Here is a 15213-nt window from a genome sequence, read left to right as displayed (position 1 = left end):
CAAATTTATAAATAGCTATTATTAACTCAAACTTTTCTGTAAATTATTCAGCCTAAGGCCTATTAATATTTGGTGTGATAACAATATCAAATGAAAAGCAAATGATTTTAATAAGTTAATTAACTTCAACATGTCATTGGTAAGCTTTTACACAACTCAACTTTTTATTCAGCAGTTGGGTTTAGAAATATTTCATGAATTAGTTATATAAGAAAATCACTCATACGAAATACTTATATTTTTGTGTTCGCAGAACCACATAATAAGTTATTATGAACTAATCTATTTAACTGAAACATATATATTATCTTTTATATAAAATCTCCAAGGATAATCTTTAGCCTCTTCTGCATAATCAATACCAACCCGTTTAGCAGATACTATACTAATTTTGTCACTTTCTCCTTCTTGCACGTACAGTTTCTTACCGCATAAATCCTCTCCATTTAAGCTTCTATCTATTGCTAATGCTTGGCACAATTTTCCTGGTCCATTTGTCAAATTCCTTAAATTACTTTTGCTTAATTGGGAATACTCTTTTCCAAATCTATTTTTCGCTATTATTTCTAGCCCTTCTATGGGTTCAACAGCTCTTATTAAAACAGCTTGAGGGGTTCCTTCCTCTCTAGTTACTACATTAAAGCAATAATGCATTCCATAAATAAAATACACATATGAAAAACCGGGGCCTCCATACATAACTTCTACCCTCTGCGTCCTTCTTCCACCATATGAATGAGCCGCTTTATCAATAATACCCATATAGGCTTCTGTTTCTACAATTTTTGCAGAAATCTTTTGCCCAAATAATTCATGCACCAGCACTTTACCCAAGAGCTCCTTTGCCACTAATAACGCATCTCTATTGTAGAATTCTCTGCTTAATATATTTTGTGAGTTCAATTACTTATTGAGCCTCCTCCCTATAACATAAAACTGTATACATGAGTGTATATTTATGATTCTCATTCATTGCCACATCCGCAAGCACTGAGTTTATATGACACAAATATAATACCCTTACTTTTAGGATAATATCAAGATTATTGATAGATTAAATGTAATTAAGGTAAAAAATTTGAATTACAGAAGCTGACTCTCCTCATTCACCATCCATAGATCATAGCATGCTAGGAGCTGTTAAAACCAAAAATAATATATATCAAAATTAAACTGCGTAAATAGTATTCCCGTGCAATATATATCTAGATTGATGTTTGTTCTGATCAAAGAATGAATATTAAAGTACTATTAAAATAAATTTTCATTAACCCATTCACATATTGACACACTTTTCCATGTACAATATAATTTAGTTAAATGTTGCTAAATCGATATTGCAAATATAATACTTACTAAAATATTGAAAAATAACAGTTATAATTTATAAGTGAATATAATCTAGCTTTAAAAATCAGATAATAATTTGTTTATCTAAATGTAACGGTGTTAAGCTTTATTTAATCTCTGCAATGCATTAAAAGACAATATTTCTTCAATTACCATAATTTAAATTATTGACTTTATATCATTAAAATAAAAAATAGCAACATAAAAAAATTTAGCGAGGAGATGTATTTTATGAAAAATGGAAAACATAAACCATTTAAACTCATTATTGCTACACTAAGCATTGCTTCTTTGGTGTTTACTGGCTTCTGTGGTTCATATTCAAATGTTTCAGCAGCCCCAGCCCCAAACACCAAAAAGCCATCAGTAGACAAAAGTGGCTTTGACTCCGAAGGCAGAATAGTTGCTAATTTCGGTTCACCTGTAATTGACGGCTCAAAAGATAAAATATGGGATAAAGCAGTAGTTGTTAAACCTAAATACATAACAAAAAATTTAACTACATCAGCTACTTTCAGAGTACTATGGGATGATAACGCGCTGTATGTTCTTGCAGAAGTGAAAGATAAAAATTTGTCTGTAAAGTCTGAAACTCCATATATGCAAGATTCATTTGAAATCTTTTTAGATGAAAATAACGACAAAACTCAAGAGTATGGTGTAGATGATTTACATTTCAGAGTTAATTATGAAAACTCACAATCTGTGGATGTTGGAAATGCTGAAAGGTTTTATACAGCTACAAAGAAGCTTAAGGACGGTTATCTTGTTGAGGCAAGAATTGCACTTAACACTAAGCCCGCTAATGGAAAGGTTCTTGGTATAGAATTGCAAATTAATGATTCAAAAGATACTGATAGAATTGGTACCATAAATGTTTTTGATTCAACAGGCAGTGCATGGAATGATACAGGAAAGTTTGGTGAAGTTTTGCTATATGGTAAAACAAATGGTTCAAAAAGCGGATTAAATCCTTACGATTTAATGAATTTAATAAAGAGTGCGCAAAAATTAGATAAAACACGCTATAAAAATCCAGAAGTAATAACTTATGCTATAAAGTCCGCAGAAAACGTGCTCAAAAATAAAAAAGTAACTCAAAATATGCTTGATAAAGAATATGCTGCTTTAAAAGCTGCAATAGATAAGCTAATACTAACAGACGAAGCTGCTGACGAAAAAGTTTTCAAGACTGTTCCAGATATTTATAGATCAGAAATTGAACAACAAGGAACAATTGAAAATTTAGAGTATTCTGTACCAAATTTAGAAAACGGAATAGATGTTAAAAAACTAAATGTTTACCTTCCATATGGTTACAACCCATCAGATTCTAATAAAAAATATAATGTTTTATACTTGTTGCATGGTGGTGGTGAAAATGAAAATACCATATTTGGCGGCCCTGACCAAAATAGAGAGTTAAAGAAAATTATAGACAATATGATTGCAAACGGTGACATCGAACCTCTTATTGTTGTCACACCTACTTTTTATGGCGGAAAAAATGATACCGCTTATTTTCATGAGGAATTAATCAGTACAGTTGTTCCATTAATTGAAACAAAATATAATACTTATGCTGCATCAGGAGATATAAATGACCTTAAAGCCTCAAGAGAACATAGGGCATTTGGCGGTTTTTCCATGGGTTCGGTAACTACTTGGTATATATTTGTAAATTGTATTGACTACTTCAAATACTATATGCCTTTGTGCGGCGACTGCTGGATATTCGGTGAGAAAGCTGGAAGCTTAAAGCCAAAGGAAACGGCAGAATATCTTGCAAAAGCTGCAAAAGATGCAGGATATGAACCAAAGGATTACTACATTTTTAGTGCCACAGGCAATCTAGATATCGCTTATCCAAACCTAAAGCCTCAGATTGATGCTATGAAAGAACTAAAGGATAGTTTCATTTATTCAGGCAATTTAGAAAAAGGAAACTTCTATTTTATTGTAAGTGATGGCGGCACTCATGCATGGAATTGGGTAAACCAGTATATTTACGATATTCTCCCTGATTTATTTAACTGAGTTCCCAGATAGCTACTTATTGTTATGCTGGTACGAGAGTACTACTTATATGACTGGGTTGCTTAATAAAAGATATTTGATTGAACTTAATGATGAGGACTAGTTAATTATACCGTAAACTCTACACAAATGTAGGTTTTAGCATAACACTGAAATTTAGATGCTGAATGTTAGGGGCGGTATAATTAACTATGATAACCAATACTTATTCAGCAAATTTCTTGAAAAGCAACCCATTTAGATAAGTTTGGCCAGAAGTACCCTTACGCTAGGACTATAACTTTACCCTGTATTATTAAAATAATTAACTCAATGTTTAAATATTAGATATGGCCACTTATGTTATAGACTCTTCCTATAATTTAAGATTATATTTACATCTAATAAATATTATATATTATAGATTTCTTTTTAGATTACATATTATAATGGTATTTAATACTAGAATTTATTGCAAAAAAGGAGACAATATGGCTAACTCAAATATAAAACTCATCGCCCAAAAAACAAATCTCTCACCAGGTACTGTTTCCATTGTGTTAAATGGACGCGGCAACGAAATGCGCATCTCTGAAAAAACTCAAAACAGGGTATGGGAAGAAGCAAAACTACTTGGATATAAGCCCAACATATATGCAAGACGTTTGCGAAGCAAGTCAGAAGGAGACTCGTCTGCTATTATAGGTATTTTATGGCCATCTCTATATTCTTCAGAGTTAATTGTTAGCTTTTTTGATAGTATTCAAAATAGTATTTTAAATGACAATCTAAATGTAGAGGTTGTTTTTAAGCCCTATGTTTATTCGGAAATAAGTAAAATTGATAATGTTTTTAAGAATAAGCTATTTAATGGAGTAATAATAGTTGGTGCTTCAGATAGTGATGTGGATTATTTGATGAAGATTGAATCCACAATGCCTATTCTTTTATTTAATAGACAAAATGATAAATATAGTTCCGTGTGCATTGATAACTACAGAGCTGGTGAAAAAGTTTCTGCTCTTCTTGCTGCTAGAGGGCACAAAAGTGCAGGATTGATTTGTCCTAATCTCTTGTCACGGAATTTCAGTATGAGAAGAACTGGCTTTTTGGATGGGTGTCAAAAATATGGAATATCTGTTCTTCCTGAGCATATAATACTCGATACTCTTGATTCAGAAGGCGGTATTAGAAGTGCTGAAAAACTCTATAAGTCAGGTACTCTTCCTACTTCACTTTTTTTGCTTGTTTCCGGCTATAGTCATGAAGTATTCCCATTTCTTCAGAAGAATGGGATACGAATTCCAGAGGATATAGAAATAATAGGTTTCTCAGATATGGTGACAAGCAAATTTTTAAAGCCTAGTCTGACTGTCGTCAATCTACCTATTCAAAGAATGGTTAAAAGAAGCCTTCAGCTTATTCTTGATATGATAAACGGACATATACAAAAGCCCCATATTGTTTTTGAAGAAGTTGACTTTATTTTTCGAGAAAGCTGTGGAGGGTTTTCGGAAGGTTAATTAACACTATATAGTTCACTCAATAGAAACCCATTATAAAATGATTTCGGCCTTTCAAGTGAGCTTTAGCCTATCCATTTTCAGGTGACTGATTACGTGATTTCAGGCTCCGAGCCTAATTCTGTACTCCGTTGCGTGTACTTTTACTATTTGTAAAAGAACTCGCAAAAGTACAAATTTCAATTGTGTGTGATGTTAACTCTGGTGAGAAGTGATTGCATGTAGATTCTGAGAAAGATAAAAATAAGATTGCCTAGTCTGAAGTCAACTCATAGCAAAAAAACAGAGAAGAAAAACATAATCGTTTAATCTTCTCTGTCTGTATTTGTTGTTTTATTCTATTTTGTATGTTGTACTTTAACCGAGAATATTTCGAGGAATTTCCCTTTAACCCCCTAATTGCGTCGCTATTTTATCATGGTCAAGGAGGAGCTCACCATGAACTATGGGGCTTTTGCAGATAAAGTTCTGAGCCATACAATAACTTGATTTTTACATAACGTCTTCGACTGCGATTTTCTTACCCCTGTTTGGCGATATGTTACCCCCGTTTCCGATTTTCAAGTTACTATGGGGTACAAATACCCATGCAAAGATTGAGAAGAAACGAGGGTAATTTTACAACTGTTCATTTCTATAAGTAATTGTCTGTCCTTGAATCTATCTTTGGATACATTCTTTACTCATATCACGTTTGATCATAATTTCACTATATCCTCTGCTTACATATCTCAGTTCGATTATTACTGCAGATTTCTTACTAAGTTTCTATCTTTCTTGTGAGTCTTATACAATTTAGAACAATAATTCCTTATAATAAAAAGGCGCTTACCAATTTTTAAGTAATACATCATTAATTTCCTCAATAAAATCTATAGACTCAAGAGGTGATCTATTTTCATTATATAATAAGCCAATAATTATGTTGGAATTTGGTTTACACACAATACACCTAACCACTCCTTGGCTCCATATTTGTGGCATAATTTGCCCCTCAAGTGAATCATTTAATGCTTTTATTTTTGTAAAGTCACCAAAAAGTTGAGTTACCAAATCATCTTCTATCAAATCTTTCGTGTTTCCAATCGTTTCGACCAATCCATTATCTAAATTTGTTACTACAGAATATATAATGTTATTTTTCCTCATAATATTTTCTATCTCAAGAAGTGTCATATCCTTACTCCTTTCACAAATACATTATTAACCAAAATCATAAAACGTGCCAGGCATCTTTTCAACCAACCTTTGCCCTTTACTCTTCCAGTGTTCTTCAATTTCTTTCTGTCTAAGTCTATCTCCTCCTGGCTCAGAATTAAATATAGATTTACCAGGATGTCTATTGGGAGATCCTCCTGTATGCTGATTACCCTCAGGATGACCTGATCCTGGAATTTCATCAATAACACCGCCATCCCTGATAGGAATTTGGTGTCTGTGATGTGGTGCCAGTTTTGTACCTGCAGAATTTCCTCGTAAAAATTGTTCTTTCTGTTCTTTTGTATATGGACCAGTTCTGTAAATTGGTGACTTAGAGAAATCAGGGTCTCTAGGACTCATAATATGTCCTTCTGGAATTTTTACTTCTTCACCTTTCCAATTTCTTATTATTTTATCTTTACTTTCTCCCGCCAAACACTTTTCAATCGCGTTTGTAGCCTCTTCAACTTCCTTGAGCTTATATTTTTTATTTTTGGGCTGCTTTAGCTTATATACTTTATCCTTTGCTGTTTTATCCAGCTTGTCCCATACAGTCTTATCTTCTTCAATGTTCTTAGGGCCTGTTATCATTACTACATTTTCTTTACTTCCAGGCTTACCTCTTTCAACCCATAGTTCATAGGTTTTGGAATCCTGCTTGAATTTTGCCTTCGGACTGAGGATTTCATCACCTTTTTTAGGTCCATCCTTTGTCTCTGTCGGATTATAAGTATATTTATAGTCCCAATCCTTGCCATCATCTACTATATTAATTGACTTAAATACGCTGTATTTTTTCTTTACTTCATTTGCCTCATACTGTAGTTCCTCAAGTGTAGCTCCATTATTCTTTTCATATTCGCTTGTTAATTTTTCAAGTTCATTAAGTCCTTGAATAAGCTGTTGATCTTGGTTCTTCTTTTCACTGCTAGTCTTGTCAGTAGTCTCACAAGCGCCATCTGGCTTCACATCACCCTTAGCTTGATTTTGTAATGTTTCATCTTGGTATTGTTTAACGGTCTTGCCGTCAGCAGTCATTGCATTTGGGTCTGCCGCTGTTTTTTTATTTGATTTTGAGGAAGTATTTGGTTCTTCAACATTTAATGTTGAATCGGTGCCATTTTCGCTGCCTTTCTCTTCTTTGGTATCTTTAGGCGGCTGTGCTGCTTCGCTATTTTTTTCATTCCATTTTCCTTGTTGCTCTTCCTCAGTCTTTTTACTGCTGGTCTTATCATTAATAAGGTCAGTCATAAACTTGTCTGCTGAAAAATCAACTTTTCCAAATTCTATTTCTGGAACTTGTTTCGAACCTAGAACATGATCCACCTTCGCCATTATACCAAAGCTGCCTCCAAGAGGATAACTCTTGTTAAAGAGAGGCCATGTCCATCTCTCATCAGAAAGAGGAGACCACCATGGGCTATCGATTTCTACAAAAATGTCTCCTTCTAAGGCAAAGAACGGCTGCGCAGCAACTTCTAGTTCGCCCGATATGAAGAAGTCACCTTTTTTATCCTGACCCGGCATTGCATTTTCCTTGTAACCAATTATTGGTGTCGCCTCGGCATATGCAGATAAACCAGCAATTGCAGTTATTGATGCACCTGCCTTAATATCATGACCAAGTACTTCCAGTCCCGCACCAGCCTTACCAATAAGTCTTACTCCTGCTGCAGCAGATATGTTCAAGGATGCTTGTATACTAAAGTCATTGCACTTCTCAGGATCTGTTGAATATGTTCCTTCTGCAATAATATTGTACAACTTTGCAGGACCTAGTTTTGCAAATGCTTCTAATCCTATGCTGGCAAATAAGAATATATTTCCAACAACAGGTATTCCATAAGATGCCCTTGCTTCAACGTTGAGAAGTTGCTTAATATAGTCAGTTTGTTCAAAAAGAACCAATTCTTTTTGAGGCACAATCTGTCCTACAATTGTAACATTACCATTTTCATCTACTTCGGCATGGGCTGTCCCACTAAGCCAATCGGTGAACATAAACGTCAAGTCACCTTCACCGGCAAGCACATATTCAGGATTTTTAGATTTATTACTTTGAGGTTCAGGTTTTGCTGCTTCATTTGAGTATGTTCCAACAACGCTTGGCATACTATTTTTATCAATAAGTCTTAGCGTTACTTGACCTGAAAGCTTTTCACCAGAATAGCCTACACTGCCTTCTCCTGTAACTCTTTCGCCATCAACATTAACCTTTACTCCACCATTAATATGTTCTGAAAGATTAACTGCAAGTTCTGCGGTACCTGTTATATTTCCTTGACTGCTACGTTCCAATGTAAGATTTCCAGTCGCAAGACCTTTTACATCTATATTTGCAGTTCCTGAAAAACTTATCTTGCCAGTATCAGGTTCAAATTCAAAGGATATTGTGCAATCAAAAACTCCTCCAACCTTGACAGTTGCATTTCTAATACCAAACTCAAGTCTTCCCTCATTTATACTATTAACTATCTGTAAGGATTTGTCAAGAGTTAATCCTCTCAAACCGAACATGCTCGGATCAGATATTAACTGTGAAAGAAGATCATTTGAGCTAGGAACTTTACTACCATTTGCTATACCCAAGTAACCTGTAAGCTTGCCCTTATTTATACTTATAATCAAGCTTGGCTGTGCTGTTTTTACCATATTTTCCTGATTTGAAAATGGATTCATCGACAGAGAAATTGCCTGTGGAGTCATTTTATAGTTTTGCCCCGACTTACTTATCTTTACAGTGCCACTAGCAAAATTACCATATCTCACTTTTATATTAGCGCCACTTGTATTTTCTTTAAGATACTCGTCTATTTTTGTTGTAGCCTTAAAATCAGTCATGCCCTTTAATTGAATCTCTTCCAAATCTGATTCATTTATTTTGGGCTTTGACTCTGTACCTTCGTCTTTTTTCTGAACTACAAAATCTCCGCTTCCTTTACTGCCACTATTGCTGCTATTTTTTGATTGACCACTACTTGCATCTGCTGCTGAAATGTCTTTACCAATTTCCGCCGCTTTTGCACCCATAATATCCGCTTCTTTTTCAAGACCTGCATCATCATTTACAAGAGTACCTGTTTTCATCTGCATGGTAGGCTTAACAATACCTTGCTTCTGCTGAACAGCATGCCAACCTTCATGTGGAAGATGCTTTTCCTGTCCCGGAGCAATATGGATATCATTTCCCTGTGTATATGCTAATGCTCCAACCTGTTGCGGCTTATCAGAGTTTTGATGAACATTTACATCTGATAGGTCAACGCCTGATAGTTTTTCAAGCCCTGACTTTAGATTGCTTGGTATACCTGAACTTGAAGCAGCATTATTACCTTCATCCTTCTTCATTTGCAATGGTTTTTTTCCATTACCCTTCTTTAGCTGTGAAGTTTCTTTTTTGTCATCTGAATCCTTTTTATCATCAGAATTTATTTTTTGTAATGTAATTGGATTCCTTATATCTTTCTGCTCTATCTTATTCTGCCTTTTACGTAGTTTTGCCTCCTCCATCATTACCATGGCTCGTCTATATCCTATAATAGATTGAATATACAAAAATTCTTCTCTAGTTATAGAATCCGGATCATTTAGCATCATCTGCATCAGTTTTTTGTAATCGGTTGTTCTAACATTCTTTTTCTTTTCTTCTGGCTTTTTTTCTTCTTCTTGCTTATTATTAACATTATTATTATTAACAGGGCTATTTGTTTTGTTGGATACAGCCTCTGGCTTTTTAACCAACATCTTGGTCTTCATTAGATCACTCCCTTAAACTCTACTCAAGTATAAGTAAATTTTTAAGGGCTATTAACATCCATATTCTTAAAATTAATTTAAATATTAGAAATAATTATATTCCTTAGTCAATAGACTCAAGTTTACTTTTTAGAATTTATTCAAAAACTATTTTTATTAGCTAAAATTATCTCATTATTTTTGCTAAACCCAAAAAAATTTTCAATTTACAGTTATATCACAACTATTTATATAGAAGTTCAAAAAAGTTACTCAAAAGTAAAATTTCTTCTCCACTGCTTTTCATAATATAATTCAACTTTTTTCACAAAGAAAAAACCGAAGGTAATTATCATACCTTCGGCTTTTTCAAATGCAGAAATTAAAGGAGTTTTCAGTGCCATCTTTATATATTATTATTCTATAATCTTTTTATTTATAAATATAACTATCCTATAAATTAATTTCCAAGCAACATCATTTTCAACTTTGCAAAGTCAATAGAATTTATTTCCCCATCTAAGTTGATATCCGCATTATTTTTATTTATGCTGTTAGATGAGTCTAGCAAGTATTTTTTTAACAATGCAAAATCCAATGCATCGACATTGCCATCACTATTTACATCTCCAAGTTTTCCTTCTTGTGAACCTTCAGGTAATCCAACCAACTTAATATTATCAATATATAAAGTACCTGAATTGCCGTTAGCATACATAAAATGTAATGAACCTACTTTGTATACGTCAAAGGTTGCACTGTTATCCTGTGCAGGTGGCTGATAATCTATTCTTCTTGTAAAAGCTGAAAATGGAATTTCAACTGTAGTCCAATTGGTACTTGGTTTTAAAACATAAACCCAGTGTTCTCCGTCTTCTCCTTCAATCTTACTTTGTTCAGCTATAAGTAGTCTGATTTCATTTGTGTTTGAAGCTTTTATATCAAAGGATATTTTTTGCCACTTCTCCCAATCTAGATTTCTATGCTTGTTGTCCACAACACCCCAGTATCCATTTGATGAACCTGCATATGTTATTTCCAAACCATTACCGGATTTACCACTAGAAAGCTTACATGATGCAGTAGCATTAACACCTGAATATGCTGACCACTGTAAAGCACCTTCGAAATCTTCAACAAGTTCTTCCCCATAAGCTGGTGTTGCAGGTTCATGAGGAGGATCTGGCTCTTCTTCTGCTGGAGGAGTCCATTCATAGGTTGTTCCAGTAGTCATTATTGCATTTAAAATTGGCTGGTCAAACTTTCTGGTATCTCTATTATAAAATGCCATATCATTATCAACAGAACCAAACACTCCATTATCCCAAGCTGCAGAAGCAAATCCATAGGATGTAGCCTGATCGCTTACAAAATCCCACCATTTTATAGCTGAATTTCTATCGGAATGTCCCATTACACCATATTCACCAAGGTATATAGGTATGTTATTTTTCTCTGACCATTTTTTAACCTGCTTAAATACCATATTTATGGCATCCATATCATTTTTAGTTCCCCATGTACCCTGCCACTGGTGAGTAAATGAGTATGGATCATAGTAGTGGAAAGTTGCAATAAGATTAGGATCGTTTGGAATTTCCAATAAGCTTAATGTATTATAGCTATTCCAGAACCCTGATCCAATAATTACATTTCTAGTAGGATTAGTCTTTCTTATTATACTTAAAATCCTTCTGTTCATATCATTTATCTGACTATCTGTTATATTACCATTTGGCTCATTTAATATTTCAAAAAGCAGATTTTCTGACTTACCTTTAAAGCGTTCTGCAATCTGTTCCCATATTTTTTCAAATCTTGCTATATTCTGATTATAGTTTTCCATAATCCAAGTGTCATGATGTGAATTAATTACTGTAACAAATCCACGAGAAAGTGACCAATCTATTACAGTTTCAATTCTGTCTAAAAAGCTTTTGTCAATAGTATAAGGACTGTTTGTAAGTGTATGCAGATCCCAACGTATTGGAATTCTAACATGCTTGAAACCAGCTTGCTTAAAATCGTCAAAATAGTACTCTTGAGCTGCCTTCGACCACGAACCTTCCGTTGGTGCGTCAAACGTATTACCAAGGTTCATACCTATTCCCATCTTTTTTACCATATCCTGAGGACTTGTAGCAGCATAGGTAGTCATAGGAAATAAACTCATAATAATACTGCACGCAATAATCAGTGCCAAAATCTTTTTCATTATTTTTCCCCCCATGTGTAAATTTTACATAATATCTAATTTAATTATATAAATAGACATCTTTTATTACAATTATCACATAGCACTCAATTGTAATATATTACTCAATATTAAATTCTTATATCTCTTAAATAATTTTAAAAAGAAAGAAATTCTTTGATTATTGATAGGTTTAATTAGAATCAGAGACAAATAAACATAGGAAAGTATTTTTATCAGTGTCTGAAGACCAAAGCTATACATTCCTACTTAAAGAAATGAATGATTTTTTGCCTTGTTATAATGCCTTGATTCAATATATAATTTTTCGATTGTAGATAAATTTTATTACATCTGTAGCATTTCTATGAGGCTGAAGCTATTCTCTTTTTCTCCGCCTAAAAATCGAAGCGGTGGCCCTCTCTTATAAAATGTATGATTTTTTGCCTCATTATACCACAGAACTGCCGCTATGTGGTATCATTATATTAATAGCAATTATCTTATAAATGATTAATTATAAAATGGTTCTAAGCGTATAATAGGGAAACTTACTTTTAATATCATCAACTATATGGATTAGTACTGTTAAAAACAATAGTAAGGAAGATTGATATATTATGATTAATGATAAGCAATCAATATTTAATCCTTATATTATTGAGGTTTTTTGCATCAATGAAGAAAATGTCCCCTATCCTGTGGGAACCCATTTTGAAGAAAGAGTAGTCAGATTCTATGAGCTTGAGCTAATTACAGGAGGTAAAGGAACCATTATTACCAACGGTGAAACTGCTAAAGCCTCAAAAGGCGATATTTTTTTAAGAGAGCCCGGCACAATAGTTGAAGGATATTCAGGTTATTATTTTATTGTAATTGTTTTTGATGCTTTCTATGATATCTCAAACAAAGGTCTTTACGCAAGTTCTGAACCTTATTGGGTTTCAAATGAAAAAGAAAGGCTATGCAATGTTGGATTTTTCAGCGACGTGCCTAATAAACTTACAACATCTAATTACGAGATTGAGTACTTATTTCAATCAGTATTCAATGAGTTTATCAAAAATCAGCAGAATTGCCAATTGATTTTGAAAGCGCACCTTATGAACATTTTAAATCTTTTACTTGTATCCCCTGAAAATACAATTAAAAGAATCAATAGACGGTCTTTTGAAAATAATTACGAAATAATAAAGGCTTCTCAAAATTACATAGATAACAATCTACACAAGGATTTTACCTTGTTAGACCTTGCCGAAAGGTGTGGAGTTAGTAAAAATTTCTATTGTAAAATATTCAAAAGTATAATCGGACTGTCTCCATTTGACTATATTATTCAAAGTCGCATGAATGCCGCAAAAAGATTATTGACTACAACCAATATGAAAATATCTGATATAAGTATTATGTGTGGTATAAACAACATAACATACTTCCATAAGCTTTTTAAAAAACATGTTAATATGACTCCTGCAAATTTTCGTGAAAGATTCAGTTTCGGAAAATCAAAATACAAATAATAATTGTGTTTTGAGTTATATCTCTGTTACTTACCAAAGGGAAGATACAAAGCGCTCCTGTTATGTATTACAATTTCTCCATTAATAATATTAATTTATAATATTATTAAAACACTGGGTGATTATTAAACCACATACAAGTGAGCGCCTTAAAATCCTTATAGTAATTTTCTTTATAAATAATTGTATAATTTCATCACTTTTTGATTATCGTTTTCTCATAGTAATTGATATAGTCATCAACCGTAATTTTTCTACAAAGTTCTGCAATCAAGTCAAATGGTATAGAGGCTAGATTTCTAAATCTAATACAGCTTTTTCCCATATCTAGCTTTGTAGTTACCCGCTTGGTATACTCTTCTATAAACCACTCTTCAATTTCCTTATTACCATACAACCCCATGTGATATAAGGCTATATAATTTTTTTGTGATGCTAAGGACAGAAAGGGAAGAGGTTCATCTTTTTTAACATGATAACCTTTGGGATATCTAGTTAGAGGAACCACATAGCTAATCATCCCATATGATATTTGCTCAGTAAATCCTTCTGGTAAATTGGACAAAATTACATTTCGTAGCTGTAGAATAATTTGTTTTCTGTCCTCTGGCAAAACTTCAATATATTCCTCTACACTATTTGCATTGTATTCCATAAAAACTCCCCATTTTCACAAAAACTGTATGATTAAATATCAATATCAGCATTATTTGTAGTTTGTGAAAAATAATACGGAAAGGTATTTAATTTTTAATCTTAGCAGGAACATAATCTTTTAAAAGATATCTTGTTTTTCCCTGCGTTAAATTGCCATATTCTATTGCCTTTTTAGGACATTTTGAAATGCACGCCATACAATGAGTACAATTTCCTCCCCATTTAGGCTTTTTATCAACAATTTTAACGTTATTTAGAGGGCAAACCTTTTCACAAACTCGGCACCCTATACATTCATCAGTAGCATAAAAATCCTTTGCAACCAGCTTATATTTTGTCCATAACAATGCAAAAGGAGCAATAATCAAGGTTTCGAAAAACCACACATGACGAGTATTCAGCTTGTTTTCATTTTTGATATCTTCAACAACTTGCTTTACTTTTTTTGTGGAATTTTCAATTTTTGAATAAATTACCTCTTCATTATCCATAGAATACTTATCATTGGCAACATAATTTCTCGGCATAACAAATTCCACACAGCCCAAACATTTTAATTTTTTCTTAAGTGAAAACAATTTTGCTTGTACCTTTGCACTTCCAGCATAACCTCCACTAGTAAAAACAAAATACACTTTATTATTTCCGTTAAACGATATTGATTTCAAATACCTAACCAAAAACAAAGGCATTTCACAAACATATATAGGAGCACAAATTATATAAGTTTTTTCTGAATACAAGGGTGATTTATCATTATTCTTAATTCTATCAAGCAAATCTAAACATGTATCACCTAGTCCATCAGCAATCAATTTCGCAATATATTCTGTATTTCCTGTACCTGAAAAATATAATACCATCTTTTAACCCTCCTGCTTTACTTATGCCCTCATAGCTATATGTATTAAATTATTAAGTAAAAAATATGGCTCACCTTACTATTATACAACTGGTTACATAAACAAAAAAATAATATTAAAAACTACATAACTTCGATAGTTAATAAACTAAAAAA

At 33.1% G+C, this 15213-nt stretch carries 9 protein-coding genes; 3 read left to right on the top strand and 6 right to left on the bottom strand.

Translation table 11 applies throughout. The annotated features are described in order from the left end of the window. Positions 1-282: 282 nt before the first annotated feature. Positions 283-903, bottom strand: coding sequence for a DNA-3-methyladenine glycosylase (locus tag EHE19_RS04245; protein WP_137698044.1), 621 nt, complete (start codon positions 901-903; stop codon positions 283-285). 678 nt (positions 904-1581) lie between these two features. Between EHE19_RS04245 and EHE19_RS04240 the strand changes: the two genes are divergently transcribed. Beyond that, the gene (locus EHE19_RS04240) at positions 1582-3387 is read left to right on the top strand and encodes a sugar-binding protein (protein ID WP_137698043.1); all 1806 of its coding nucleotides are present in this window, start codon (positions 1582-1584) and stop codon (positions 3385-3387) included. 470 nt (positions 3388-3857) lie between these two features. Continuing rightward, positions 3858-4889: a LacI family DNA-binding transcriptional regulator gene (locus tag EHE19_RS04235; protein WP_137698042.1), complete on the top strand. Its 1032-nt coding sequence runs from the start codon at positions 3858-3860 to the stop codon at positions 4887-4889. An 828-nt stretch (positions 4890-5717) separates the two neighbouring features. On the opposite strand, the gene EHE19_RS04230 is transcribed toward EHE19_RS04235, so the two are convergent. The 3 genes from EHE19_RS04230 to EHE19_RS04220 form a co-directional block, all read right to left on the bottom strand. Then, positions 5718-6065: a hypothetical protein gene (locus EHE19_RS04230; RefSeq protein WP_137698041.1), complete on the bottom strand. Its 348-nt coding sequence runs from the start codon at positions 6063-6065 to the stop codon at positions 5718-5720. Between the two features lie 27 nt (positions 6066-6092). Then, positions 6093-9845 (bottom strand): eCIS core domain-containing protein, encoded by a 3753-nt coding sequence (locus EHE19_RS04225; protein WP_137698040.1) that lies wholly within the window; start codon positions 9843-9845, stop codon positions 6093-6095. Between the two features lie 439 nt (positions 9846-10284). Then, complete coding sequence (locus EHE19_RS04220; RefSeq protein WP_137698039.1) at positions 10285-12039, bottom strand: CIA30 family protein; 1755 nt, start codon at positions 12037-12039, stop codon at positions 10285-10287. Positions 12040-12638: 599 nt separating this feature from the next. Between EHE19_RS04220 and EHE19_RS04215 the strand changes: the two genes are divergently transcribed. Then, on the top strand, positions 12639-13538 hold the full coding sequence (locus EHE19_RS04215; protein ID WP_137698038.1) for an AraC family transcriptional regulator: 900 nt from the start codon (positions 12639-12641) through the stop codon (positions 13536-13538). Positions 13539-13734: 196 nt separating this feature from the next. Here the strand turns inward: EHE19_RS04215 and EHE19_RS04210 are convergent, their stop codons facing one another. Continuing rightward, complete coding sequence (locus tag EHE19_RS04210) at positions 13735-14193, bottom strand: DUF1801 domain-containing protein (RefSeq protein ID WP_137698037.1); 459 nt, start codon at positions 14191-14193, stop codon at positions 13735-13737. A gap of 88 nt (positions 14194-14281) precedes the next feature. Next, the gene (locus tag EHE19_RS04205; RefSeq protein WP_137698036.1) at positions 14282-15058 is read right to left on the bottom strand and encodes an EFR1 family ferrodoxin; all 777 of its coding nucleotides are present in this window, start codon (positions 15056-15058) and stop codon (positions 14282-14284) included. Positions 15059-15213 lie beyond the last annotated feature (155 nt).

It is taken from the genome of Ruminiclostridium herbifermentans (assembly GCF_005473905.2).
Taxonomy (GTDB): domain Bacteria; phylum Bacillota; class Clostridia; order Acetivibrionales; family DSM-1351; genus Ruminiclostridium; species Ruminiclostridium herbifermentans.
This window is presented reverse-complemented; position numbering and strand designations above follow the sequence as displayed.